Below are 24,875 nucleotides of genomic sequence, written 5' to 3'. Positions count from 1 at the left end.
GGAAATGACCATGCTCAAGGATTTCACCACTGCATTGCGCCCGGCGATAATGCTGACTTTGCTGTTCGCCGCCTTGCTCGGGCTGGCCTATCCCGCCGCGATCACCGGAGTGGCGCAACTGGTCGCCCCCGGCGCCGCCAACGGCAGCCTCGTCACCGACGCCAGCGGCAAGGTGATCGGCTCGTCGCTGATCGGCCAGTCCTTCGCCAGCGACGCCTATTTCCACGGTCGCCCGTCCGCCGCCGGCAAGGGGTACGACGCCACCGCCTCGTCGGGATCGAACTTCGGCCCGACCAGCAAGGCGCTGGTCGACCGAATCACCACCGACCTCGCCGCCGCGCACACTTCCGCCCCAGGTTCCAACGTTCCCGCCGACCTGGTGACGGCCTCCGCCTCGGGGCTCGACCCTGACATCAGCCCCGAGGCGGCTTTGTTCCAGGTCGCGCGCGTCGCGAAGGCGCGCAGCGTGGAGGCGGCGAAGCTGGCGGCGTTAGTCGATGCCAACACCGCACACCCGGTGCTCGGCTTCTTCGGCGAGCCCCGCGTCAACGTGCTGGCGCTCAACCTCGCGCTCGACCGGATCGCGCCGCGCCGCTAGACGATTCCGGCATGGCGGCCGCGAAGATTCTGATCGTCGAGGACGACGCGCATATCCGCCGACTGCTGCGCGTCGCGATCGAACGTGCCGGGCACGCCGCCAGCGACGCCGCCACCGCGCGCGAAGCCTTGTCGCTCGCCGACATCGAGAAACCGGAAGTCGTCCTGCTCGATCTCGGCCTGCCCGATCGCGACGGGCTGGAATTGATCCAGCTGCTGCGGACGAAGGGCGCGGCGGTGATCGTGGTGTCCGCCCGCGAGGATACCGCCGAAAAGGTCGCCGCGCTCGACCTCGGCGCCGACGACTACCTGACCAAGCCTTTCGATACCGAGGAGCTGCTCGCCCGCGTCCGCACGGCGCTGCGCCATCGCACTGCGGGCGCCGCCGGCCGGACGCTCGTCACCGCCGGCGAGGTCGAGATCGACCTCGACCGCCGCCGCGTCCGCCGCGCGGGCGACGACGTGCACCTGTCGCCGAAGGAATATGGCGTCCTCGCCGAACTGGCCCGGCGCCCCGACCGCGTGATCGGCCACCGCCAGTTGCTCCAGACCGTCTGGGGCCCGGCGCACGAGGACCATATCGACTATCTGCGCATCGTCATCCGCAACCTGCGCCAGAAACTGGAGGTCGACCCGACACGCCCGGCGCTGCTGATGAACGAAATGGGCGTCGGCTACCGATTGGTGGCGGGGGACTGAGATCGCACCCGGACGCGTGCGCTTCTCGCATAGACGCACGATCGGGAAATGAGTGCGGCGATGATGCGAAGCGCGTGACTTCGGCGCGGCGGGTTGGAATAGGGCATCGATGGCCATCGCTTCGAACCGCCGCATCCTGCTCGCCAGCCTGATCGGGACCTCGGTCGAGTTCTACGATTTCTACATCTATGCGACCGCCGCGGCACTGGTGTTCGGACCGCAATTCTTTCCGGCCAGGGATCCGGCGGTCCAGCTGCTCGCGTCCTACGCCAGCTTCGGGCTCGCGTTCTTCGCGCGGCCGCTCGGCGCCGCCCTGTTCGGGCATTTCGGCGACCGGCTGGGGCGCAAGTCGACGCTGGTCGCCTCGCTGATGCTGATGGGCGGGTCGACCGTCGCGATCGCCTTCCTGCCGACCTATGACAGCATCGGCTGGGTCGCGTCGGCGCTGCTTTGCGCGCTACGCTTCGGCCAGGGGCTTGGACTGGGCGGCGAATGGGGCGGCGCATCCTTGCTCGCGGTCGAGAATGCGCCGCGCGGCCGCGAATATCGCTGGGGCATGTACCCGCCGCTCGGCGCGCCGGTCGGGTTCGTCGCGGCGAACGGCCTGTTCCTGCTGCTCGGCACGATGCTGAGCGATGCGCAGTTCCAGGCGTGGGGCTGGCGCCTGCCGTTCCTGGCGAGTGCGGCGCTGGTCGTGCTCGGCCTCTGGGTGCGGCTGAAGCTGACCGAGACGCCGACATTCAGCGATGCCGCCGCGCACGATGCGCTGGCCAGGGTACCGATCGCCGACCTGTTCCGTCGCCACGCCCGCGCGACGATCGCGGGGACCGCGGGGGTCGTCGCCTGTTTCGCGTTGTTCTACCTGACGACCGCGTTCGCGCTCAGTTACGGCACCACCACGCTCGGCCACGGACGGCAGGTGATGCTGGGGCTGGAGATCGCGGCGGTGCTGTTCCTGGCCGCAGGCGTGATCGTGTCGTCGATGCTGGCGGACACACGGGGTGCGACGACGGTGCTGCGCTGGGGCTTCTTCGGGTGCGTCGTATCGGGCGTGACGATGGGACCGATGCTCGGCGCGGCGTCGCTCGGCGTCGTGTTCGCCTGGCTGGCGCTGTCGCTGTTCGCGATGGGCTTCACCTACGGCCCGCTGGGCGGCTGGCTGCCGTCGCTATTCGATCCGGCGGTCCGCTATACCGGTGTGTCGATCACCTTCAACCTGGGCGGGATCGTCGGCGGCGCACTCGCCCCGATCGCGGCCCAGGCACTCGCGCTACGCGGCGGCCTATCGTTGGTCGGCACCTATCTGATCGCCGCCGGTATTCTCAGCCTGGGCGGGATCATGTTGCTCGCTGGCCCGCGAGTTCGTGCACGATAACTTCCTTGTCGATCTTTTTGGAAGCCGACATCTTCAGGATGCCGGCCAGCACAGATTATGCTTGGTCGACTGCTTGGGCGTAGCAAATGTTTTCGTCGCCGCATTGCGGCCTTGACTTAGTTCAGGACAAGCGCATTGCCCTTGGTCTATTGAAACAGCGAAGTCACAGGGGCATGTGATGGACCAGGGTAACCTGTGGGTCGACGAATTGTTCGACACGACTCTGCGCGCAGGCTCCGCCGCTTCCCGCCTGCATAATCCCGATCCAATCTTAGTGAAGCACGACGATTTGGCGGACGAGCGGCGGTCGAACGTCGCCTTCGTCTGGGCGACGGCGAGGCACGATCTCGCGCGGATCGTGGGACGCGAGATGGCGCACGGGCCGGGGCTGGAAATATTGCTCGGCCTGTTCGTCGGTCGGTTCCGCAAGGTACGGACGATCGTGAAGACGGTCTGCCTCGGCACCAACGCGCCGGCTGCGACCGTCATTCGCTGGATCGACAAGCTGGAAGCTCGCGGGCTGGTCGACCGGTTGCCCGATCCGCTCGACGGCCGGCGCCTGCAATTGGCGTTGACGCAACACGGACTCGATCTGGCGCGCGAGGCGCTCGACACGATCTGGCAGAGTAGTCGTCAACTCAACCCCGGCTCGTGATGATATAGCGACAGCGTTCCACCTGACGCCGCTCACGACCTGCCGATCGGCACGCTCGAACTCTGCACCGTGTCGAGCAACGTACGGAAGTCGAGCGGCGGGGTGAAGCTGAACCCGGCATCCGCGCCGTCGAGCCAGCGAATATAGCCCGACCAGGCTCCTTTCCCGCGCCGCAGTTCGAGCGACGCCGGCAGGTTGGCAGCGACGCCGACAAGCCCGCGCAGCCGGGCGCCACCGGCGCTGATGTTGACGACGTCGATCGGCACCGCCCGGCCATCGACGCGGAGCGTCGCGCGCGCCGCGATCGTGAAGCGCGGTCCACGCGCGGCCGTCCCGGATTCGTCGCGCCCGCGCCGGCACATCCGTTCGACCTCCTGCGGCATCGAAAAGGCGAGACCCGCTTGGCGATCGCGCCGCCAGGCGACTCGCGCTGGCGTCGGATTGAGCCCCAGCATTTCGACGATGACGTAGCTGCCCGGCTCGGGCGGATCGATCATCTCGATCTTGAGCCCGCCCGACGCGATGTCGCGGACGATCGCGATATGCTCGCGCCCGGCATGGACGATCTTGCCCAGCGCCAGCACGCTACGCGTCCGGGGGCCGTCGCGACGATCGTTCAGCGTGTCTTCGGCTCTACTCGCCATGGTGCGCTCCCTGTCCGTCACTTGATCCTCACGCGGTACCGGAGCTGGAACGAGCCCGACGTGTTGAAGGTGGTCGCCGGCCGCACCCGGATCGCGCGGACGTTGGCGTCGTAGCCCGCGGCATCGGGGACCGGCACGTAGGTCCAGGTCGCACCGTCGGTCGAGAAATCGACACAGTCGCTGGTGCTGGCGAGCGACACGAAGGTGCAGGTCAGGCCGCTGCCCCCGATCCCGAGCACGCTGCCGTCGAGGAACTCGATCGGCCCCTTGCCGGCGCTCGCGATATCGCTGACGCGCAGGATGACGTTTACCGGCAGGGTGTCGGTGATCGTGATGTTGCGCACCGGCTGGCCCAGATTGCCGAGCGGGTTGGTGAACAGCACCGTATAGTCGACCTCTGCCCCCGGCAGCGACTTGGGCGCGACCGAACCGACGGGATCGTTGACCACGGTCGCGGTCTTGGTGACGGTCAGGTCGGTCGCCCCCGCCAGCGTCGGCTGGAGGACAGCGGCAAGGACGAGCATCGTGCGCCTCATCGCCCCCTCCCCAGCACTGCCTGCGCTGCACCACGCAGCGAGAACTGGTCGAACTTCAGCCGCATCGTGACGTAGGGCCCGGACCTTGTGTAGCGATCGCCCTCGAAGTCGCGATCGCGATAGCCCGCCGCATTGTAACCCGCCGTGACCCAGAGGTTCGTCGCGGGCGACGCGCCGATCGACGGCCCGACGCTGTAATCGACGACACCACTGGTCCAGGCGTGCTGCACCGACCCCTGCACGCCGATATCGAACCGGCGGCCGACATCCTGGCGCAGTTCGAACCCGATCGCATCGACATAGCCGGTATAATCGTCGCCGCCGAAGCTGCCCTGCACCCATTTCGATCCGTAATAGACCGTCGCCTCGAACCCGTGCGCGTCGCCTTCCGCCCCGCTGCGGTAATTGACGGCAACGTTGTTGATGAGCCGCAGCGTCGCCTGGAACGCGCCGTTCCCCGTCGCCACGCCGAGCGGGTTGGTGCCGGTGAACCCGGCATCGGCGCGGTCGCGGCGCAGTTGCAGCCGTTCGAGCACCGACCAGCGGCTGTCCTGCGGCCGCAGCGCCAGCGCGGCGTCGGCGGCGAGCGACACGGCCGTCGCGCCATTCCGGTCGGTCATGTCGTAATAACGCAGGCTCGCGGCGAACGTCCGCCCCTGCCCCAGCGAGCGCAGGACGTCGGTCGTCACGCCCCAGCGATTGCTCTGGTCCGAATGCCGGTATTCGAGGCGGCCGTTCCACGACCAGCGCTCCGCCCGATACGCCGCCCCGCCGGTAACCGCGACGTAATCGCCGTCGTTCTGGTACGCGCCCGCGACGGAGCCGGCGGCGGTGGTGGTGAAGGCATTGACGAACGCGCCCGCCGGGATGTGCCCGGTGAGCGTCGTGCTGGCGTCGAGGGTCGCGTCGATCGTCCAGTGCCGGCCGAGCGGTAGCGACTGGCTCATCCCATATTGCGCGTAGGCCCGCTCGCCATTCTCGCCGATCGCCTGACGGTTCATCGTCGACATCAGCTTGGCGCCGGCCCAGGGCGCGACGTCGAAGCCGATCCGCGCGGTCCGGGTCGTGAAGTCGGTCCCTTGCGCGATCTCGTACCCGCCGAGCAGGCGAATGCCCTTGGCGACGGTCAGCGCGGCGTTGAGTTGCTGGCGCGCGGGGAGATCGACGCTGGCGCGATCGCCGCTGCCGCCCGGCGCGACCTGCGCCTGGCCCGACAGCACCAGTTTGCCGTCGAGCAGCGCCTGGCTACCGCCGATCGTCAACAGGCGGGAGTGGCGCGCGCCGCCGTCGATCCCGGTGTCGTCGGCGATCTGGCCGCCGACGAACAGCGTGCTGCCCTCGCGGCGATATTCGAGGCGGAGGTCGGCGGCGGTCCGCGCGCCGGGTCCGTCGAGCTGTGTCGAATGCCAGGCGGTCGCGGTCAGCGACAACGTGTCGGTCAGCGCGACGCGGCCGTCGACGCCCAGCTTGCGCGTGCCCGCCTCGACCAGATTCTGCTGGCCGAGCCCGAAGGTCGCGTCTTGGCTGCGCGCATAGGCCAGCACGTCGACCGAGCGGTCGTGATGCTCGACCTCGGCCAGCCACGCCCGGCCGGTGCCGACGCCGTAGCGTCCCCCGGTCGCGACTTCGCCGCGCACTTCGGTATTGGCGGTCGGCTTCACCCGGATGTCCGCGCCGATGACGGTTGCATTGCCCACGGTCTCGTCGTGCAGCACCCCGGCGCCGACCTGCACCTTGCCGTCCGCCAGCTTCGCCACGGCGCGCGCGCCGGCGACCAGGCGGCGAGCGGTGCCGTCGGTCTCGTAATCCACGACGATGAACACCGGATTGAGGTCAGCGTCGCGGCCGAGCACGGGCTCGCGGAAGCGCAATGTGCCCGCAACCGGATCGATATCGTAGTCGATATGCCGCGTCAGTTGCGTCGAGGTCAGCACCAGGTCGGGGCGCAGCCGGTCGCGCACCTCGATCCGCACCTTGTCGCTGTTCGGCACGATGTCGCGGCCGGTCAGGCGATACGGACCGCTGAGGCCGTTGCCCTGGATCTCGTCGCGCGCATAGAGTTGGTCGGTCTTCGCGGCGAAAGCGGTGAAGCTGACGGTGCGGCCGTGATATTCGGCCTTCATGCCGTTCAGCGTGCGACTGAACCGCGTCAGCTGCGTATCGGTCAGCCCGCTCTCGAAATCGCCGAACAGCGCGTAGAAATCACGCCGTTCCAGCCGGATGTAGAGCTTGCGCGCCGATGCCGCATCGTAGCCCTGGCGCGAGCCGTCGCCATAGACGGTGTAGTAGCGGTCGGGATCGATCGTGCCGAGCAGCCCGCGCGTGCGGTCATATGGGCGATCGCTGTCATAGGCGAGCGTCAGCAGCCACGATCCCTTGATCCGGCCCTTGGCGTAAAAAGCGAGCTGGCCATCGGTGACGACGCCCTGCTTCATCCCCGGGGGCAGCGCCGTCGTACGGCTGTGCAGTGTGTCGTAGCCGATCGTGCCGGCACCGAACCCGACCACGATCCAGTCGCGCGCCGCGCTCGCCAGCCAGGCGCGGATGTCGCTGGTGCGCTCGGCCTTCGCGTCGGCGAGGGTGACGACGATGTGGACGTTGCCTGCCTGCATCGTCGGCTGGAGCGCGATGAACGCCAGGCCGTCGTCGCCGACGACCCGCGCAATGGTCTGGGCACGATCGCGCCCGGTGAGCTGGTTGCCCTGTTCGAGTTCGGCGTCGATCGCCGCGCCATAGGGCTGGTCGACATGGAACGGGACGAGGCTACCCGCGCGGACCGGGCGGCCGGCGGCGTCGGTCACGCGCACCGCGACCAGCGGCTGGGTCAGGCCGTCGGCGACCAGCCGGCTGAGTTGCGGCACCAGCGTCGCGCGGGTGCCGGCAGTCGCGGCGTGGACGGTGCGAGTGAGCGTCGCGACGGTCGCGCCCTTCGCATCGAGCACGCGCGCCTCGATCGCATTGTCGCCGTCCCTCAGCGCGATACCGGTCCAGCGTGACAGCGCGATCGTCCTGGCATCGTTGGTGTCGGTCGTGTCGAAGGTCAGCGGATCGACCGCCGCGCCGTTCACGCGCAGCGCGATGCGCTGGCCCGGGGCGTGCTTGACCACGATCCGCGTGACGGGCGCGCGGGGGTTGTAATCGGGGGTCGGGAATAGGATCTCGGTGCCCGACGCCTGACCCGCGAACCAGTCGCGATCGCCCGCGGCCTGCGCGTCGCCGAGCGGCGTGATGGGCAGGGCGGTCGCCTTCGTGGCAACCTTGCCGGTCGGGCGCAGCTGGAAATCGACGCGCTTGAGCACCCCGCCCTCACCCTCGACGAAGCGCGAGATCGCGCTGCCGGCGCTGCGCGTGTCGCGATCGCAGGTCACGGGCGCGTAGGAGGCGGGGATGCTGCCGGTGTCGATCTGGACGACGTGACGGCCGGGGCGGACGCCCTCGACGTGGTAATAGCCGTTCTTGTCGGTGACGACGAAGGTGCCGTCCTCCAGCACGACGCGGATGCCGGCGATGCCCCGGCGCCCGCTGTCGGGGTTGTGGCAATCGCCCTCGGTAATGCGTCCGATCACGGTGAAACCGTCGGTGAACAGCAACGCCGCGATCCGCACCGCCGCCGCCGCTTCGTTGCTGGTGGCGCCGCCGGGGCCGGAGGCGAGCACGCGATTGACGGCCTCTCCGGTTGGCGCGCCTGGCGTCACGGAAACCACATAGGTTATATCGGTCGAGCTGCCTTTCGGCACCATGGGTGCCGCGAAAGCCAGGTTGCGGCCGTCGTCCGACACGGTCGGCTCGCTTGCCCCGCGCGTCGACCCGCGTTCGTAACGCAAACCGACCGGGAGGATGTCGGTCAGATGCACATTGTTCGCGCTCGCCGCCCCGCGATTGGTGACGGTCACGCGATATTGCACGAAATCACCCGGCGACGCGTCGCGCACCGAGGCGGTCTTGGTCAGCAGCAGGCTGGTGTCGCCCGCCCGATCGAACGGCACATCGGCGTAGAACGGCCGCGGGTCCGATAGCGTGAAGACACCGCCGAACGAGGCGTCGTTGATGAGATAGACACGACCGCCGGGGTCGCGCAGTTGCGCGAGATCGTCGCGCGAGCGAGTCGAGGGCGCGGAATAATTCGCCGGCGGATCGAACTTCAAGTGGTATTGCCCCGCCGCGACGAACGGGAAGCGGTAATTGCCTTGGCTGAACTGGTACACGCGACCGCTCGCGTCGGTGACGCTGCCGCCGGTGACGACGCTCGCCGGATAGCGGCTGACGCCGTCGTCGCCGAACACGGTCGCGGGCTGGTCGTTCGCATCGACCAGGCTGACCCGTGCGCCGTCGATCAGCGCTCCCGTCTGCGAATCGAACACGTAGCCGGCCGGGTCGATCAGGATCGCCGCGCTCGATCCCAGGCTGTAATCGTCCTCGACGAAGGATAGCTGCAGATGCTCGCCGCGCACCAGCGTGGGATCGCATGGCGCAATGTCGCCAGTCCGGCCGCCTTCCGGCACGCCGCCGGCGAACACACCGGTGTCCGGCCCGGTCTCCAAGAGCGGCAGCGTGCCATGGAAGCTTTCGGTCGAAACGTTGATCCACGCGGTCTCGCGCTTGGTCGGATTATGGTTGCCGCCCGGATTCTCCAGCACGAGGATGATCGGCTGGTTGTCGTCGAGCGTCCGGATCGGCGGCGCCTTGGCCAGCGTATCGGCGTCGATCGGGGCGGGCGTGAATTGGGTCGTCGGCGAGGTCTGACACGCCATGCCGGTCATGGTGTAGCCGACCGGCGGCAGGCGGAAGCTCAACCGCGTGGGGAGCTTCGTGCGATCGACGTCGAGCGCGACGGTGTTCGAGGAAATCGTCTGGCGGCCGCTCGACGCATCGAAGCTGAGCGTGGCCGTGTTGGTGACGTGCGTATTCGTCTGCGCCGCCGCGGGAACGGCGGTCGCCAGCCCGATCAGGGCGGCCAGGAGGACGAGGCGACGAACGCGAGTCATGGCTGGGGCGTGCTCCGGCGCGCGCGTGGCGCGCCGGAGTGCGGATCGGTCCTTTCGAGAAAGCAGGAGCGGCGGCGCGCTAGTTGATCGTCACCCGGAACGAGACCGCGGTCGACGCCCCGCCCGCTAGCGTCCCGATAGCGGTGGTGATCGTCTTGGTGGTCGCGTTGAACACCGTCGCATCGTCCTGCACCGCGCCGGCGAGCGTACAGGTGCCACCGGGCAGTCCGACCTGGGTTGATCCCGCGACATAGGTCGTGTTGCTCGGGATCACGTCGGTCAGCACGACGTTGTTCGCCGCCGTCAGCAGCGTCGCGTTGTTCGCGACCAGGCAATATTGCACGACGGCACCCGGCAATGACTTCGGATTGGTGAGGTTGACCCCGTCCGACAGCACGAGCGCGGACTTGGTCACCGTCAGCGCGACGTTGCGCGCGCCGATCTCGTACGTGGCATAGGCCCAACCCTGGCCGTTGCGCGCGGTGTCGAAGCCGAGCCCATCGTTGTCGTTGTCGGCGAACACGACGTCGACGCTCATGTCGGCATTGTTGAGGTTGACCGTCTCCGCCAGCGCCGCGCCCTGCTGGCCCGGTGCGCCGCCGGCGGCGGTGATGACCTGCAACGCGACATTGTGCAGGTTGATGTTCCCGCTCGCCGGCACGTCACCGACGATGAACACCTCGACCGACTGGTCGGGCGCGAGCTCGTCGATATAGGTCGCGGTGTCGACGCCGGGATCGTAGACGCCGTTGCCGTTCTTATCGACATAGACCTTCAGGTTGCTCATCGTGAAGTCGTCGGTGCCGGTGATCGTGCCGATCAGCCCGCCGACGATTCCAGCCTGGATCGCGTTCAGCAGGAAATCCTGCGTCCCGTTGGTGTTGTTGGTCACCTTGAACCGGGTGACTGCGGCGGTCTGGCCCAGATTGACCTTGGTCGAGGCATTGGCCTGGTCGTTGACGACGGTCAGGTTGACCTTGCGGTCGACCACGAAGCTCGCGGTCGTCGAGTTGGTCGTCTGCGCGGTGCCGTTGACGGTGTAGGTCACCGACGCGGTGTTGCTGATCGTGGTACCGGCGACCGTGCCCGACGGCGCGGTCTGGGCGTGCGCGGTACCGATGCTCGCTACGGCAGCCGTTCCCGACAGCAGCAGCAGTCTAACCCTGTTGACGGTCATGCGAATTACTCCTCGGATAGGATGATCGGATTCACTTCAGGACGGCTTGGAACGCGAACTGGCCCTGCGCGCCGGGCGCGAGCGGGCGCGCGAGGCGCCAGCGGACGTGCGTCACGTCGTCGGGGCCGGCGGGACGTGCGCCGGCGGGCGTGCGCACGCTGAGCGCAGCGAGCGCGCCATAGGTCTTGCCGTCGACCGAAACCTCCGGCGCGGGCGAATTGGGCGCTGGTCCGCGATAGGCGATCCCGCGTGGCACCGGATTGTCGAACACGATGTTCGCGAGCGGCTGGCGGCCGGTGTTGCGATATTCGAGCACGAAGACGACGCGCGTACCGGGCACGACCTTGGCGGCCGCGACCAACGTCTCGCTGGTGGTGCCGTCGGCAGCACGCGCGCGATGCTCAGCCAAGATCTTCGACGTGACCTGGAGCGGCCCGGCGGCGATCGCGGCGGTGGAGACCGCCGCCGCGGCGACGATCGCAAGGGGGAACGGTTTGAACATGGAACGACTCCTCATTGGATCTTGACGCTGAACTGAACGGTGCGGGTGCTCGCGGCGGCGACGTCACCGAGCGCGACGTGGATGGTGACGCCATCGACGCTGGCAGCGTCGCCATCGGCCGCATCGCTGAGCGCGCGGCCGTCGAGCGTGATGCTGCCGGGGACGTAGGTGGTGCCGGCAGGGACCGGATCGTCGATCGCCGCCCCGCCGGTCGCGGTTGGGAAGCTGGCGACCAGCGTGTAGGTGACGATCGCGCCGCGAACCGCGCGCGTACTGCCGTCGGGGGCGAACACCGTCTGCGACTTGGTCAGGCTGGGCTGGTCGGCGGAAATCGTCAGCAGCGTCGTGGCGGTCGCGGTGCCACCGGTCCGACCGACGACGGCGTCGCCACCCTGATCGCCTGCGCCCGCGAACGTGGTGCCCGCCACGCCGCTGCCCGTATGGGCGGTGGCCGTGACGGAAATATGCGTGGCGGCGGTGACCTGGCCGCCATCGACCAGCACGAATATGCGGACCGACTGGCCCGGCGTGAGCGATAGCGGGGCGCCCGGCGCCAGCGACCGGTCGCTCGCGGCGTCGTAGCTGCCGTTGCCGTCGCTATCGATCGCGACACGTGCCACCGTCACCGCCGACCGGTCGCTCGCGATCGTCAGCACGAAATCCTCGGCGCCATTGCCGGTGTTGACGACGACATAGCCGACCGCGATCTCGGCACCGGTCGCGGCGATGGTCGGCCGGTCGGCGGCGACCGTCACGTCGAGCAGTTCGGCAGTGGTCAGCGTGACCGTGTTCGACGGCAGCGATTGCCGGTCGGCCCCGTTGCCGACGGTCAGCGTCGCGGTGTTGGCGATCGCGGTTCCGGCGCGTGTCGCGGCGTGCGCAGGCGCGACCATGGCCAGCGCGAGCGCTGCCATCGCAACGCCGCCCCGTGCCCTGTTCCCAACGCTGCGAACGACTGTCGTCACCCTCATCCCCGCCGAAAAAATCGCGTGCGGATGGGGGATGGGCTTCTAGGTTAAGCGGTTGCTACCGACGACCACCGGGAGCCACGCTTTACGACCATAGTATAATGCCGAAACCAATTTAGGTTAGTCGCTTGACCAGCCGCACGACGGCCCCGGCCGAGGGCGATTGGCGGCGATTCCCGGCCCTTCAGATCGCGTCGCGGTCGATCGCCGCGATGGCCAGCCGGGCAAGCCGGCGCGCATCGTCGCGCGCGGCGCCGTCGCCCTCGGATAGCCGCAACCAGCTCTCACTGACCTGCGCGAACCCGAGTGTCCCGGCGACCCCGGCGATACGATGCGCCATCCCTGTGTCTCCGGTATCGAGCGCCGCCAGTGCCTCGACCAGTTGATCGCGGAACCGCGCGATTAGCGGCGTCAACTCGTCCTCGCCGAAGACGGCCTTGAGCCGCTGCGTGTCGGCCAGCCCCACAGACGGATGCCAGGCCGAGACCGCAGCCAGCAAAGCTTCGGGCGCGCAGGGCTTGGGCAAACGACCGTCGAACCCACGCTCGGCGAGGGCGCCATCGTCGAGACAGACGAGCGAGTAAGCCAGGATCGGCACGCTCGCGATGGCACCGCCCGCCGCGCGAATCTGCGCCGTCGCCGCGCAGCCATCCAGGCGCGGCATGTCGATGTCCATGACGACCAGATCGACCGGCTCGCACATCGCCAGCGCGACCGCAGCCTCTCCGTCCGCCGCCTCGACAACATGCCAGCCCGCCTTTTGCAGGACGCGGGATGCGAACAACCGAGTCGCCGGCTCGTCGTCAGCGACAAGAACGATGGGATTACGCAAACTTAGCTTCCGTTTAGCACCAAAATGAGGCAGAAAAATCTGGACAATTTTGGGTAATTCGGGGGCAATGATAGCATAAACTCAGGGGACGTCTTCTGGATACGTGCTGGAACCCAGCGTGACCGCGACCGGACGGCATGTCCTGATCGCCGATGACCATCCGCTGACGCGCGAGGGACTTGCGCTGGCGGTGCGTGCCGGATTGCCCGGGATCGGGATCGACAATGCCGGTTCGATCGGCGAGGCAGAGGCCGCGATCGCGCAGCGCCGCACCGGCTACCGCCTCGTCATTCTCGATTTCGTGCTGCCCGACGCGCGCGGGTTTTCAGGATTCCTGCGCCTCCAGCACCTGCTCGGCCGAACACCGATCGTCGTCGTGTCGGCGCATCGCGACCCGGTGATCCATGACGCGGCGCGCGCGCTGGGGGCGGCCGGCTTCCTGTCCAAGACGCGGCCGCTCGATACGTTGGCGACATCGATCCGCGAGATTGCCGAGGGACGCGTGATCTTTCCGTCCGAAACGGCGGCCGGCGGCGCCGCGAAATCGGCGCGCGACCGCGTCGCGACGCTGTCGGGCGCGCAGCTGAAGGTGCTGCTGGCACTGGCGGACGGGCGGCTCAACAAGCAGATCGCGGGCGACCTCGACATCACCGAAGCGACGGTCAAGGCGCACATGACCGCGATCTTCCGCAAGCTCGGCGTGACCAACCGCGCGCAGGCCCTGCTCGCGATGCAGCCGCTGCTCGGCGACGTCGCCCAGCCATGAGCGCTGTCGCCAATCGTCACGACGGCACCCCGACGCCGCCCAGCCTGACGCGCTTCATCCTGCTCGCGCTGATCGTCCCGGCGATCCTGATCGCGGCGTCGGCCTGGCTGGGGACGGAGAATGCGCGGACCGAGGCGATGCGCGCCGACGCGCGGGCCGCCTTCGACCGCAGCACGGAAGCGAGTACGCTGATCGCGCGGATCGCCGATGCCGAATCGAGCCAGCGCGGCTACGTCCTGACCGGCGATCCGCAATTCCTCGATCCGTACGTGCCGGCGCGGCTCGCGGTGATGCGGACCTTCGACCAGCTCGCCCGGGAATTACGCGGCGAACCCGCCCAGGCGGCGTTGCTCGCGCGGCTGCGCGGCCTGGCGGAGCTGAAGTTTGCGGAGATGGACCAAGTTATCGCCGACCGTCGCGACCGCGGGCTCGATGCCGCGATCGAGGGTGTCCAGGAAGGCCGCGGCAAGCATCTGATGGACGCGATGCGCGGCGTATCGACGGACATGCTGGCGATCGCCCAGCGCGACCGCGACGCGCGGGTGGCGGCGTACGCCCGCCACGTCGCCGGCGACCGCTTCTGGATCTGGGTCGGGATCGCGGTGGCGGGGCTGCTGGCGCTGGGCAGCGCAGTGCTGATCTGGCTGGAGAGCTATGGCCGCTACCGCGCGCGGCTGGCCGCCCACAGCATCGCCGAGCGCAATCGCTCGATCCTCGACAGCACGACCGACGCCATCACGATCCTCAACCCCAGCGGCACGATCGAATCGATCAATCCGGCGGCGGCGGCGCTGCTCGGCTATCGGCCGGAGGAGGTCGAGCGCCGCGACGTGTCGGTGCTGATGGACCTGCTCGACCGGACCGTCACGTTTCACGAACGGATCGGGCTGGTCGACGGCAAGCTGGCCAATGCCTGGCTGCCCGACCGCACGATCAAGCACAAGGACGGCCACACGATTCCGGTCGACATCGCGCTCGGCGTGATGCCGCAGCCCGATGGCTGTCACATCGTCGCCTCCGCCCGCGACATTTCGGAGCGCAAGCGGATCGAGCGGGTGAAGGACGAGCTGATGTCGACCGTCAGCCACGAACTGCGCACGCCGCTGACGTCGGTGGTCGGCGCGCTGGGGCTACTGCGGGCCGGGTCGGCGGGCAAGATTCCGGCACCGGCCCAGCGGCTGATCGAGATCGCCGAGAACAATTCGCGCCGGCTGATCCGCCTCATCAACGACATGCTCGACATCGACCGGATGCAATCGGGCAAATTGCAGATCGAACGCCAGCCGATCGACCTGCGCGACGTCGTGACGCGCGCGGGCGAGGGCATCCGCGGATCGGCGGACGCCGCCGACGTCCCGATCCTGTGCCGCGTGCCCGACGATCCGGTGCGCGTGATGGGCGATGCCGAGCGGCTGTTGCAGGTGATCGCCAACCTGGCGTCGAACGCCGTCCGCGTGTCGCCGGCCGGCAGCGCGGTCGAGATCGGGCTGACGGTCGACAATGCCGACGGCCGCGCGGTCGTCACGATCGACGATCACGGCCCCGGCCTGCCCGCGGAGTTCCGCGACCGCATCTTCGGCCGGTTCGAACGCGCCGCGGGGGAGCAGGGGGTCGGCACCGGCCTGGGCCTCGCCATCTCGCGCGAGATCATCGGGCGCCATTATGGACGCATCTGGTTCGAGGATCGCCCGGTCGGCACGCGCTTCGCGTTCCAGCTCGACCTGATCCGCGATCACGCGTCGTCGCCGGATCGCGACCAAGCCCCCCGCATCCTGATCGTCGAGGACGACGCCGACACGGCCGAGACGCTGCGCCAGATGGTGGCGGCGATCGGCCATGCCGCGGATTGCGTCGGAACCGCCGCACGCGCACGCACCGCGCTCGCCGAGCAGCGCTACGCCGCCTTGCTGCTCGATCTGCGTCTGCCCGACGAGAACGGGCTCGCGTTCGCGCATTCGCTCTACGCCAGCGACGGCGTCCCGTCGCTACCGATCATCATCGTGTCGGGAATGACTCGCGATGGTGCCGGCGAGCCGGTGCCGTTCGACATCGTCGACTGGATCGAGAAGCCGGTCGATCCCACGCGCCTCGCCGCCGCGCTCGCCAAGACCATCGAGCGGCTGGGCGCGCAGCCGACCATCCTGCACCTCGACGACGATCAGGACATGCTCGACGTGGTCGAGGCGGCGCTCAGTCCGGACGCGCGGATCGTCAAGGTGCGCGATCTGGCGAGTGCGCGCGCGATCCTCGAACACGAATCGCCCGACCTGGCGATCATGGACCTCCACCTGGCGGAGGGATCGTCGGGGCTCGACCTGCTGCCGATGCTGATCGACAGACACGGCCTCGCGATACCGACGATCATCTTTTCCGCGCACGACGTCAGCGGCCCGGCGGCGGGGCAGGTCGATGCCGTGCTGGTCAAGTCGCGCGGCTCGCTCCCCGACCTGCGCGCGACGGTGCGGCGTGTCCTCGAGCAACGGAACCCGCCGTCGTGACGGCGCCGCTTTCGCTCCTGTACGTCGACGACGATCCCGACATCCGCACGATCGTGGAGATGGCGCTCGGGCTCGACCCGAGCTTCACCGTTCGCGCGGTGGCGTCGGGCAGCGACGCGGTCGCCTTGCTCGGCGACGGCGAGTGGCGGCCCGACGTCCTGCTGCTCGATGTGATGATGCCGGAAATGGACGGCCTCGCGACGCTGGCGGCGCTGCGCGCGCTGCCGGGGATGGCGGACACGCCGGTGCTGTTCATGACGGCGAAGGGACGCGAGGCGGATGTCGCGCAATATCTCGCGCACGGTGCCGCCGGCGTGATCCTGAAGCCGTTCGACCCGCTCCAGCTGTCGGCGGAGATTCGCGCCCTCGTCGGGCGGCCCTGACGGTCTTTTCGCGATCCGCTTTAGACCTTGGTGGTAATCGCGAGCCGGCGCTTTCCCGCGGCAAGCTTTCGTTAAGCGCGCGCGCCGAACCCGGTCGCGAAAGGATGCGCCATGTTGAACGCGATGCTGGACGACCACCGGGAGATACGCAGCCTGTCGGCCGCCTTGCGCGACTTGCTCGCGGAAAACGGCATGCCGATCGGACACTGGCTGGCCTCCACCCGCTGGCAGCTGACGCGGCAATTGCTGCGCCACATCGCGATCGAGAACACGATCGTCGGCAAGGCGCTGGTCGACGGGTTCGAGCGCCGCTATCGCGACCATGTCGCCAAGTGGACGCCCGACCGGATCGACACCGAATGGTCGGCCTATTGCGGGGAGACGCGCAGCATCCTCGACGCGCTCGAACGCAAGATGCTGCGCGAGGAGCGCGAATTCTACCATCCGCGCCTGCGCACCGACCGTCCCGCGCCGGCGGTCGCCGCGGTCGCCTGACACCCTCGCTCGGTTGGTCGCATAACGCCGGCGTTACCACGTCGGGATATTGACAAGGATCGGTGCCCGCATAGGCTTGCCGGCAATCGCGACGCCTCCCCGCGGCCGCGATCCCTAGTTTGCGTTTGGGAGGTCGCCCGACCGTGCCGCCGATCCGTCCTGCCGTCGCGATGGGTCTTGCCGCCATCGCCGCTCTGGTTTCCGATAGCGCCGCCGCCCATCTCGGCGGATCGGCGTCGAGCGTCACCGCCGACCGCAGCCGGATGGCCGCACGGCTCAGCACGGTGGCGACCGGCCGCTTTACGCGTCACGAACTCACGCGCCCGAACGGCGGGCAGGTGCACGAATTCACCAATGCCGACGGCGTCGTCTTCGCGGTCGCCTGGTCGGGGCCGGGCAAGCCCGACCTCGCGACCTTGCTCGGACCCTATTTCCCGACGTTCCAGGCGAACAGCGTCGCGACCGCGCGGCGCATGCATTCGCTGCGCCAGCCGCCGCGCACCGCGCAACCGAACCTCCAGATCCAGGTCGGCGGTCACATGGGCTGGTTCCACGGCGTCGCCTACATTCCTTCGCTCGCCCCGGCCGGGTTTGCCGTCGCCGATCTGGCGATCCAGCCGTGAGGCTGCGCGCGAGTGTCGCCGGCCTGTTGCTGGCACTGTCCCTGTCGGCGTGCGGCGGCGATGGCGGATCGTCGACCCAGACAGTGGCGGCGGCGCCGACGGTCACGCCGACGCCGACACCCACCCCGACCGCCAGCACCGTCAACACCGCGACCGTCACGCTCGACGCCGGGCCGGCCGCGCTCAACACCGGGACCGACGCCTATACCGCGTTCAACGAACCCTATGTCACCGTCACGATCTGCGCGCCGGGTTCGACGACGAATTGCCAGACGATCGACCATGTCATCCTCGACACCGGCTCGGTCGGGCTGCGCATCATGCAGCCGGCGCTGAACGCGAGCCTGCTCGCCGCGCTGCCGACCGAGAGCGACACGGCGAGCAACCCGGTCGGCGAATGCTACCAATACGTGAACTCCTACGCGTTCGGATCGGTGCGGACCGCGGATTTCTCGATCGTCGGCGAAAAGGTCGCCGGCATGCCGCTCCAGGTGATCGCCGACACCGGCGTCTTCGCCAGCGCGCCCAGCAGTTGCTCGTCTGGCGGCGGCACGGCGATCACGACGGTCAAGGATTTCGGCGCCAACGGGATCATCGGGATCGGCACGACGACCACCGATTGCGGCAGCTATTGCACCGTCGCCGGGGGATCGTCGGGCGCGATCTATTATTCCTGCCCGACGAGCGGGTGCAGCAGCGTCATCGCCCGCGCCGCCAATGCCAGCGCGCCGTTCCAGCAACTGCCCAATCCGGTCGCGGCCTTCCCCGCCGACAATAACGGCACGATCATCACCCTGCCGGCGGTCGCGCAGCGCGGCGTCGCGTCGTTGACCGGCACGGTGATCTTCGGGATCGGCACGCAGTCCGACAACACGCTCACCGCCGCCAACGTCCTGCGGCTGACCTCGTCGGGCAGCGGCCTCGGCGCGGGGGTGCTGACCGCGACGTACAAGGGCAAGCAACTGACCCAGAGCTTCCTCGATACCGGCAGCAACGATTACTATTTCATCGACACCAGCCTCAATCCGTGCACCGAGACCGACCTGATCGCCTTCTACTGCCCGACGACGCCGACCTTGCTGTCGCCGACGCTGACCGGGCAGAACGGCACGACGGTCAGCGGGTCGTTCACGCTCTACAGCCCGCTCGACGTGCCCAACACGTCGACCGTCGCGCCGGGGCTCGGCGTCAACCCGACGTTGGTGACGCCGCCGCTGCCGTTCGCCAACAGCTTCGATTTCGGCATCCCGTTCTTCTTCGGGCGTACCGTCTATACCTCGATCGAGGGACGCAACGCGGGCGGCGTCGCCGGGCCGTACGTGGCGTTCTGAGCGGTCGGCACGCCTAGCCTAACGCGGCCTGCCCCCGCCGCAGGACGACGTGCATCACGATCAGCGCGACGACGATCGCCAGCGTATCGGCCAGCCAGTCGCGGATGTCGCAATCGCGATGCAGCGCCGGGATCGACTGGCACACCTCGATCAGCGCGCCGAGGAACGACAGCCTTTCGCCGAGCCGCGGCAGCGGCAGCCGCGGGAACGCCAGCGACCCGAGCACCGCGAGCACGCCGAACGCCAGCATATGCTCCGACTTGTCGCCCCAGCGGTCGATCGGCAACTGCGGCGGATGCGGGAGCAGCGCCATCGTCACGGCGAAGACGAGCGCGGCGCCGAACAGGACGCGGTAGAGCTGGATTCTCATGGTTCTATCCGGAGCGGCGGCAACAGGAATAAGCCGGCGCACGGCATCCCGCGCGCCGGCCCGTGACGATCGAATCAGCGATGCGTCGCTTGCGCGCGCGCCGCCGCTGCGGCCTTGTGCTTGTAGTAATAGTGGCCCGCCGCGCAGCCGGCCATGGCGCCGGCGATCGCATGGTGATGCGCATAATGCCCGGCGACGCCGCCCGCGACCGCGCCACGGATGCAACCCTTGGCGTTGGCCGGAGCATTGACGCCGACGGCACCCGCCGCGACGGCGAGGACGATAAGGGACTTGGCATAGACTTTCATTGGCAGTCCTTCCTTGGTCGCTCAGCGCCGGTCGCGTGCGCGCCGCCGCTGCCATATCCCCCTGCCCGGCGCGACCGATAGCACAGCCGCCGCCGAATACTATCGTGCGTTAGGTCGCGCCGCGCGCCGTCGCCCGGTCCCGGCATACCGCCATGAACCCGGCCGCCATGAAGTGCGCCATCCGTTCCTTTACCGCCTCGAAATCGTCCGACCGACACAGGCCGCCCGACAATTTGTCGATCCGCCCGGTCCGCGCCAGCGTCAGCATCAGCGCGCCGGTGACGAAATGATATCCCCAGAACAGATCCTCGTCCGGGCATTCCGGCAAGGCCTGACGCAGCAGGTCGATCAGCCGCAGCACGACGCCGTCGAAATGCATGTCCATCAGTTCGGCGCCCCATTGCGGGGTGTTGCTCATCAGCGCGCCCAGCGCGCCGTAGCGCCGCCAGCCCTCGTCGGGCTGGCTGTAGAGGTCGAGGTCGGTGTCGAGATAGGCGCGCAACGCCCCTTCGACGGTCGGCTTGCCGCCGCAATCGCGCTCGTACGCGGCCAGCGCATCCATCCGCCGCTCGATCGTGACCGGCGCGCGGCGCGCGACCACGGCGTCGAACAGCGCTTTCTTGTCGTCGAAATAATAATGCAGCAGCGAGGTGTGGACGCCGACCCGCTGCGCCACGTCCTTCAGCGTGACGCCATACAGGCCGTGTTCGGCGAACAGATATTCGGCCGCGTCGAGAATCTGCTCGAGGCTCTCGGCGCGTTGTTCCGCCTTGGTCCGTCGCTTGGGTTTCGGCGCCGTCGTCATCGCTCCCTCGCGGCCGGGAACGATCCCGGCCTCATCGGAAAAAAACACGCTGCCGATATACGGCGCTCCGCCATCAACGCCAGCACCCGGCGAAGAATCCCGCGCGGCCCGGCGAACCGGACCGCGCGGGGAGCCTCCCCGTTAGAAGTTGTGGCTGACCCGGATGCCGTACTGGCGCGGCGCCGCGGCCAGGCGGCGCGTGCCGTTGAGCGAGCCGATGTAATGCTGGTCGGTCAGGTTGGTGCTGTACCCCGCGATCGACCAGTCGCGCATCGCCAGCGTCAACTGCGCGTTCACGATGTTCCGCTCCGGCAGGTAGTCGCCCAGGTCGGCACGCTGGAACAACGTCGCCCACACGCCCGAAATATGGGCATAGTCGGCGCGCGGGGTCAGCGTGACGCCGTCGCCCAGCGGGATGGCGTATTGCGCGCCGACGCTCAGCGTGAATTGCGGCGAATAGGTTTGCCGCCGCCCGCCGACGTTGATGCAGGTCGCGGTGCCCGGTCCGGTGGTCGGATCGCACGCACCGCTGGTCGCGATGCGCGGGTCGCGGGCGAAGAACTGGCCGACTTCCGAATGCGACACCGAGGTCGAGAAGTCGAACTGGAACGCGCCGAACGAGCCCTGCGCCGACGCTTCGAGACCGTAGAGCTTGGTCGGCTGCGGCACGTTGAAGATCGAGCTGTAGTTGGGCGTCAGCGGATCGACGATCGCGACCTGGAAGTTGCGATAGATGTTGTAATAGCCGCCGATCTGCGTGCGCAGGTGACCGTTCAGCAGCGTCCCCTTGTAGCCGACCTCATAGTCGGTCACTCGCTCCGGCGAAAAAGCGCGCGGGGTCACGCCGAAGAAGTTCGCGCCGTTCAGCCCGCCCGCCTTCGTCCCCGTCGCCGCGAAGGCGTAGAGGAAGTTGTTCTGGTCGATCGTCCAGTTCAGCGCGACCTTGCCGTCGACGTTGCTGCTCGAGAAGAAATCGTGCTGCGAGATCGGCGGGTTGTAGGTGTAGAGGAACCCGATGAAGAGCGTCGCAGGGTAGATGACGTCATTGCGCGACGTCGTCCGCGACCAGCGCCCGCCCAGCGTCAGTTGCAGGCCGTCGGTCAGCTTGTAGCCGATCTGGCCGAACGCGGCGGTCGCCGTGTGCGGATTGGTGCCGATGATTTCGAGCGAGCGCAGCGTGCCCGCGTCGGTCAGCGAGCGATAACCGCCGTTGGGCGGAAAATTATAGCTGTCGCGCTGCAAATAGCCGCCGAGCAGCCAGGTGAAGCGGTTGCTGTCGGGCGAGACGATGTTGAGTTCCTGCGACCAGATGTGCTCGCGGGCGAAATCCTGGAACGTCGAGTTCCCCGAGGCGATGCCGGGATTGCCGGTCGCGGTGCCGTCGGCGTCGAGCGTCTCCTGCGTGGTGCCGTGCTGGTACGCCGAGATCGAGCGGATCACGAGCCCGCTGTCGAACGTGTAGCTGATGTTGGCGGAGATGCGGCCGAACTCGTCCTTGCCCGACAAATCGGCGTTGCTGGTGACGATGAACGGATCGGCGGTGTTCGCGACCGGGATGCCGCCGGCGGCCAGCGACAGGCCGTTCCTGCTGAAATAGGCCGGCGTGTTGGGGAAGCCGCCATAATCGACGTTGTTGTAATCGCCCTTGATCGCCACGCGCAGGTGCGAGTCGGGCTGCCACAACAGGCTCACGCGACCGCTGATCGAATTGAGGTTGCCGGGATTGCCGGTCCACGGCCCGGTCACCTTGAAGAACGTGTCGCGCCCTTCGTAATTGGCGGCGACGCGCACCGCCAACGTGTCGCTGACCGGCAGGTTGATCGCGCCTTGCAGCTTCACGTCGTTGTAATTGCCGTATTGCGCCAGCGCATAGCCCTTGACGCGATCCATCGACGGGTTCGTCTCGCTGATGAACACCGCGCCGCCGGTCGCGTTGCCGCCGGCGAAGGTGCCCTGCGGCCCGCGCAGCACCTCGACCGAAGCGATGTCGTAATAGGGCTCGGTCTGGAAATAGCCCGGGAAGGTCGCGACGCCGTCACGATAGGTGACGACACCGACGCCGATCGAGCTGGTGATCTCGGTCTTGCCGATCCCGCGGATGTTGAAGCTGTTCGACTGGCCCGACGTGTTGACCGTCAGCGAGGGTGTCGCGAACTGGAGCTGTTCGACGGTGTTGATGCTCTTGCGCGTCAGGTCCTCGCCGGTCAGCACCGAGGCGGCGACGCCGGTGCGCTGCAAGCTGGTCGAGCGGCGCTCGGCGGTGATGACGATGTCCTGATCGGTCGTGGCGCTGGGCTGTGACGCGGCGGCCGGATCGGTGGTCGTCTGGTCGGGAGCCGGTGCGGTCTGCGCGCTGGCGACCCCCGTGCTCATCAGGGCCGCGACCGAAACCGACAGCCAGAAACCTGCCTTCATAAAAACCTCCCCATCCATATCGCACTCTCGGGTGCTTGGTCTTCTCGATACAGCACCATGCCGTAGCGTCAATGTTCATTCACACATCAATCAGTATTATCGGCGGATCGCGGCCCAACTGTGCCCGCGGCGCCACACCCCCGCTCAGCCGAGTTCGCGGCGAAGCTGCTGCTTGTCGATCTTGCCGGTGAAGGCGAGCGGCATGCGCGCCAGCCGGACCACCGCATCGGGCATCCACCAGCGCGGGATGCGACCGTCGAGCGCGGCGGCGAGCTGCGCGTCGCTGACGGCGTGATCGGCGCGCTCCTCCAGCACCAGCACCGGGCGCTCGCCCCATTTGGGATGCGCGCGACCGATCACGGCGACCAGCGCCACGCTGGGCAGCGCGCCGACGATCGCCTCGATCTCGCCGGGGTTGATCCATTCGCCACCCGACTTGATGAGGTCCTTCGACCGGCCGGTGATCGACAGATCGCCCGAGGGATCGATCACCGCGAGGTCGCCCGTGTCGAACCAGCCGTCGGCGTCGGTGGCGAGCTCGGCCTGCCCGAAATAGCGGTCGACGACGCTCGCGCCCTTGACCTGCAATCGCCCTTCCTGCCCGCGCTGCTGGCCAAGCGGCGTCCCCTCCGCATCGGTCACGCGCAGGTCGATCCCGACCGGCGGCCGGCCCGACCGCGACGAGTCGCGATTGTGCGATCCGATCGGCGAGATCGTGCCGAGGGGCGACAATTCGGTCATCCCCCAACTGGTCTGGACGGTCACGCCCAGCCGGCGCTCGATATGGTCCATCAACGCCTGCGGCACCGCCGACCCGCCGAGCACGACACGGCGCAGGCTCGGCAGTTCGCCGCCCGTCGCGTCGAGATGCTCGATCAGCCCGAGCCAGACCGTCGCGACGCCGACCGCAGTGGTGACGCCTTCGTCGGCGATCAGCCGCGCCAGGCTGGCGCCGTCGGTATGCCGTGCCGGCAGGACGAACTTCGCCCCCGCCGCCGGCGCGGCGAACGCCAGCCCCCAGCCATTGGCGTGGAACATCGGCACCGCCGCCAGCACCGTTTCGTGCATGCTGAGCGCCATGACGTCGGTCTGCAAAAGCGTCAGCGTTTGCAGATAGTTGGAGCGATGGGTGTAGACCACGCCCTTCGGCGCGCCGGTCGTGCCCGAGGTGAAGCACAGCCCGGCATCGGCATTCTCGTCGAACCCGCCCCACGCGACCGCGTCGCCGCCGTGCGCGTCGAGCAACGCCTGCTGCTCCCACACCCGCACGCGCGTCACGTCGGGACGCGGCAGATGGGCGGTGCCGGGTTCGTCGAGGATCACGACATGTTCGATGGTCGGGCAGGCGGTGACGATCGCCGCGACCGCGTCGGCCTGATCGGCGCTCGCGACCAGCACGCGGTCGCTCACCTGGCGCACCATGTCGATCAGTTGCGGGGCGCCGATCCGCGGATTGAGCGTGTGAACGACGATGCCGAGCCCGAGCGCGCCGTACCACGCCTCCATGTGCGCCTGGCTGTTCCAGGCCAGCGTCGCGATACGATCGCCGAAGATCAGGCCGAGCGCGGCGAACGCACCGGACATCGCCCGCGCGCGATCGCGCAACGCGGCATAGCCGATCCGGCCCGCGACGTCGGTGCCGCCGGTGACGATCTCGGTCGCGCCGTGCCACGTGGCGGCATGATCGATGAACTTGTGCAGCAGGAGCGGGAACGGCTGCATCTCAGGCGGCTCCGGCGATCGAAAGCGCGGGATCGCCGCTCCGGCACATGGCGGCTCTGCTGTCGGTCCGGCCCCTCATCTTCCCCACTCCTCACTCGACCGCGCTCTGCGGCGCATGGTCGGGGATAGATGACAGGTTAGACGCCTCGCTGTCAATATTCATTCATGCATCAGTGAGTTTATTGTGAG

At 68.3% G+C, this 24,875-nt stretch carries 22 protein-coding genes; 10 read left to right on the top strand and 12 right to left on the bottom strand.

Going from position 1 to position 24,875, the window contains the following annotated elements:
• The first annotated feature begins 10 nt into the window (after window positions 1–10).
• From kdpC to J0I47_RS14080, 4 genes are all read left to right on the top strand, one after another.
• On the top strand, window positions 11–598 hold the full coding sequence (gene kdpC / locus J0I47_RS14095) for a potassium-transporting ATPase subunit KdpC (RefSeq protein ID WP_294047756.1): 588 nt from the start codon (window positions 11–13) through the stop codon (window positions 596–598).
• An 11-nt stretch (window positions 599–609) separates the two neighbouring features.
• On the top strand, window positions 610–1,296 hold the full coding sequence (locus J0I47_RS14090) for a response regulator (protein WP_294047602.1): 687 nt from the start codon (window positions 610–612) through the stop codon (window positions 1,294–1,296).
• Between the two features lie 109 nt (window positions 1,297–1,405).
• On the top strand, window positions 1,406–2,671 hold the full coding sequence (locus tag J0I47_RS14085; protein ID WP_294047601.1) for an MFS transporter: 1,266 nt from the start codon (window positions 1,406–1,408) through the stop codon (window positions 2,669–2,671).
• A gap of 178 nt (window positions 2,672–2,849) precedes the next feature.
• Entirely contained in the window at window positions 2,850–3,326 is a 477-nt protein-coding gene (locus J0I47_RS14080; protein WP_294047600.1) for a hypothetical protein, read from the top strand.
• A gap of 32 nt (window positions 3,327–3,358) precedes the next feature.
• On the opposite strand, the gene J0I47_RS14075 is transcribed toward J0I47_RS14080, so the two are convergent.
• The 7 genes from J0I47_RS14075 to J0I47_RS14045 all read right to left on the bottom strand — a co-directional run bounded on the left by J0I47_RS14075 (window position 3,359) and on the right by J0I47_RS14045 (window position 12,970).
• Window positions 3,359–3,970: a PilZ domain-containing protein gene (locus J0I47_RS14075; RefSeq protein WP_294047599.1), complete on the bottom strand. Its 612-nt coding sequence runs from the start codon at window positions 3,968–3,970 to the stop codon at window positions 3,359–3,361.
• Window positions 3,971–3,987: 17 nt separating this feature from the next.
• The gene (locus J0I47_RS14070; protein ID WP_294047598.1) at window positions 3,988–4,506 is read right to left on the bottom strand and encodes a hypothetical protein; all 519 of its coding nucleotides are present in this window, start codon (window positions 4,504–4,506) and stop codon (window positions 3,988–3,990) included.
• The gene (locus J0I47_RS14065) at window positions 4,503–9,491 is read right to left on the bottom strand and encodes a DUF11 domain-containing protein (protein ID WP_294047597.1); all 4,989 of its coding nucleotides are present in this window, start codon (window positions 9,489–9,491) and stop codon (window positions 4,503–4,505) included. The genes J0I47_RS14070 and J0I47_RS14065 overlap by 4 nt, the downstream gene beginning before the upstream one ends.
• Window positions 9,492–9,570: 79 nt before the next feature.
• Window positions 9,571–10,668: a hypothetical protein gene (locus tag J0I47_RS14060; protein WP_294047596.1), complete on the bottom strand. Its 1,098-nt coding sequence runs from the start codon at window positions 10,666–10,668 to the stop codon at window positions 9,571–9,573.
• Window positions 10,669–10,699: 31 nt separating this feature from the next.
• On the bottom strand, window positions 10,700–11,170 hold the full coding sequence (locus J0I47_RS14055) for a hypothetical protein (protein ID WP_294047595.1): 471 nt from the start codon (window positions 11,168–11,170) through the stop codon (window positions 10,700–10,702).
• 11 nt (window positions 11,171–11,181) lie between these two features.
• Complete coding sequence (locus J0I47_RS14050; protein ID WP_294047594.1) at window positions 11,182–12,084, bottom strand: hypothetical protein; 903 nt, start codon at window positions 12,082–12,084, stop codon at window positions 11,182–11,184.
• 238 nt (window positions 12,085–12,322) lie between these two features.
• A complete protein-coding gene (locus J0I47_RS14045) occupies window positions 12,323–12,970 on the bottom strand; it encodes a response regulator (protein WP_294047593.1) in 648 nt (215 codons plus the stop codon).
• Between the two features lie 118 nt (window positions 12,971–13,088).
• Between J0I47_RS14045 and J0I47_RS14040 the strand changes: the two genes are divergently transcribed.
• The 6 genes from J0I47_RS14040 (at window position 13,089) to J0I47_RS14015 (ending at window position 19,066) form a co-directional block, all read left to right on the top strand.
• On the top strand, window positions 13,089–13,736 hold the full coding sequence (locus J0I47_RS14040) for a response regulator transcription factor (protein WP_294047592.1): 648 nt from the start codon (window positions 13,089–13,091) through the stop codon (window positions 13,734–13,736).
• A complete protein-coding gene (locus J0I47_RS14035) occupies window positions 13,733–16,234 on the top strand; it encodes a CHASE3 domain-containing protein (RefSeq protein WP_294047591.1) in 2,502 nt (833 codons plus the stop codon). The genes J0I47_RS14040 and J0I47_RS14035 overlap by 4 nt, the downstream gene beginning before the upstream one ends.
• Complete coding sequence (locus J0I47_RS14030) at window positions 16,231–16,617, top strand: response regulator (RefSeq protein WP_294047590.1); 387 nt, start codon at window positions 16,231–16,233, stop codon at window positions 16,615–16,617. Before J0I47_RS14035 ends, J0I47_RS14030 begins: the two co-directional genes overlap by 4 nt.
• A gap of 111 nt (window positions 16,618–16,728) precedes the next feature.
• The gene (locus J0I47_RS14025) at window positions 16,729–17,112 is read left to right on the top strand and encodes a hypothetical protein (protein ID WP_294047589.1); all 384 of its coding nucleotides are present in this window, start codon (window positions 16,729–16,731) and stop codon (window positions 17,110–17,112) included.
• Window positions 17,113–17,231: 119 nt separating this feature from the next.
• Window positions 17,232–17,735, top strand: coding sequence for a DUF2844 domain-containing protein (locus J0I47_RS14020; protein WP_294047588.1), 504 nt, complete (start codon window positions 17,232–17,234; stop codon window positions 17,733–17,735).
• Window positions 17,732–19,066 carry a DUF3443 family protein gene (locus J0I47_RS14015; RefSeq protein ID WP_294047587.1) on the top strand — a complete coding sequence of 445 codons (1,335 nt, stop codon included), beginning with the start codon at window positions 17,732–17,734 and terminating at the stop codon, window positions 19,064–19,066. Before J0I47_RS14020 ends, J0I47_RS14015 begins: the two co-directional genes overlap by 4 nt.
• Before the next feature lie 13 nt (window positions 19,067–19,079).
• On the opposite strand, the gene J0I47_RS14010 is transcribed toward J0I47_RS14015, so the two are convergent.
• The 5 genes from J0I47_RS14010 to J0I47_RS13990 form a co-directional block, all read right to left on the bottom strand.
• Window positions 19,080–19,436, bottom strand: a complete 357-nt coding sequence (locus J0I47_RS14010) for a hypothetical protein (protein WP_294047586.1) — start codon at window positions 19,434–19,436, stop codon at window positions 19,080–19,082.
• Window positions 19,437–19,510: 74 nt separating this feature from the next.
• A complete protein-coding gene (locus J0I47_RS14005) occupies window positions 19,511–19,744 on the bottom strand; it encodes a hypothetical protein (RefSeq protein WP_294047585.1) in 234 nt (77 codons plus the stop codon).
• A gap of 109 nt (window positions 19,745–19,853) precedes the next feature.
• A complete protein-coding gene (locus tag J0I47_RS14000; RefSeq protein ID WP_294047584.1) occupies window positions 19,854–20,597 on the bottom strand; it encodes a TetR/AcrR family transcriptional regulator in 744 nt (247 codons plus the stop codon).
• Between the two features lie 93 nt (window positions 20,598–20,690).
• Window positions 20,691–22,964: a TonB-dependent receptor gene (locus J0I47_RS13995; RefSeq protein WP_294047583.1), complete on the bottom strand. Its 2,274-nt coding sequence runs from the start codon at window positions 22,962–22,964 to the stop codon at window positions 20,691–20,693.
• 144 nt (window positions 22,965–23,108) lie between these two features.
• Complete coding sequence (locus J0I47_RS13990) at window positions 23,109–24,686, bottom strand: AMP-binding protein (protein WP_294047582.1); 1,578 nt, start codon at window positions 24,684–24,686, stop codon at window positions 23,109–23,111.
• Between the last annotated feature and the right edge of the window lie 189 nt (window positions 24,687–24,875).

Origin of the sequence: Sphingomonas sp. (genome assembly GCF_017304635.1) — a bacterium.
Lineage (GTDB): Bacteria > Pseudomonadota > Alphaproteobacteria > Sphingomonadales > Sphingomonadaceae > Sphingomonas.
The sequence above is the reverse complement of the archived record's forward strand: the minus strand, read 5'-3'. Positions and strand labels throughout refer to the sequence as shown.

Excerpts from the sequence above, each read along its gene's own strand:
- kdpC (WP_294047756.1), top strand. The coding sequence starts at position 11 with ATGCTCAAGGATTTCACCACTGCATTGCGCCCGGCGATAATGCTGACT.
- J0I47_RS14090 (WP_294047602.1), top strand. The coding sequence starts at position 610 with ATGGCGGCCGCGAAGATTCTGATCGTCGAGGACGACGCGCATATCCGC.
- J0I47_RS14085 (WP_294047601.1), top strand. The coding sequence starts at position 1,406 with ATGGCCATCGCTTCGAACCGCCGCATCCTGCTCGCCAGCCTGATCGGG.
- J0I47_RS14080 (WP_294047600.1), top strand. The coding sequence starts at position 2,850 with ATGGACCAGGGTAACCTGTGGGTCGACGAATTGTTCGACACGACTCTG.
- J0I47_RS14075 (WP_294047599.1), bottom strand. The coding sequence starts at position 3,970 with ATGGCGAGTAGAGCCGAAGACACGCTGAACGATCGTCGCGACGGCCCC.
- J0I47_RS14070 (WP_294047598.1), bottom strand. The coding sequence starts at position 4,506 with ATGAGGCGCACGATGCTCGTCCTTGCCGCTGTCCTCCAGCCGACGCTG.
- J0I47_RS14065 (WP_294047597.1), bottom strand. The coding sequence starts at position 9,491 with ATGACTCGCGTTCGTCGCCTCGTCCTCCTGGCCGCCCTGATCGGGCTG.
- J0I47_RS14060 (WP_294047596.1), bottom strand. The coding sequence starts at position 10,668 with ATGACCGTCAACAGGGTTAGACTGCTGCTGCTGTCGGGAACGGCTGCC.
- J0I47_RS14055 (WP_294047595.1), bottom strand. The coding sequence starts at position 11,170 with ATGTTCAAACCGTTCCCCCTTGCGATCGTCGCCGCGGCGGCGGTCTCC.
- J0I47_RS14050 (WP_294047594.1), bottom strand. The coding sequence starts at position 12,084 with ATGGCAGCGCTCGCGCTGGCCATGGTCGCGCCTGCGCACGCCGCGACA.
- J0I47_RS14035 (WP_294047591.1), top strand. The coding sequence starts at position 13,733 with ATGAGCGCTGTCGCCAATCGTCACGACGGCACCCCGACGCCGCCCAGC.
- J0I47_RS14025 (WP_294047589.1), top strand. The coding sequence starts at position 16,729 with ATGTTGAACGCGATGCTGGACGACCACCGGGAGATACGCAGCCTGTCG.
- J0I47_RS14010 (WP_294047586.1), bottom strand. The coding sequence starts at position 19,436 with ATGAGAATCCAGCTCTACCGCGTCCTGTTCGGCGCCGCGCTCGTCTTC.
- J0I47_RS14005 (WP_294047585.1), bottom strand. The coding sequence starts at position 19,744 with ATGAAAGTCTATGCCAAGTCCCTTATCGTCCTCGCCGTCGCGGCGGGT.
- J0I47_RS13995 (WP_294047583.1), bottom strand. The coding sequence starts at position 22,964 with ATGAAGGCAGGTTTCTGGCTGTCGGTTTCGGTCGCGGCCCTGATGAGC.
- J0I47_RS13990 (WP_294047582.1), bottom strand. The coding sequence starts at position 24,686 with ATGCAGCCGTTCCCGCTCCTGCTGCACAAGTTCATCGATCATGCCGCC.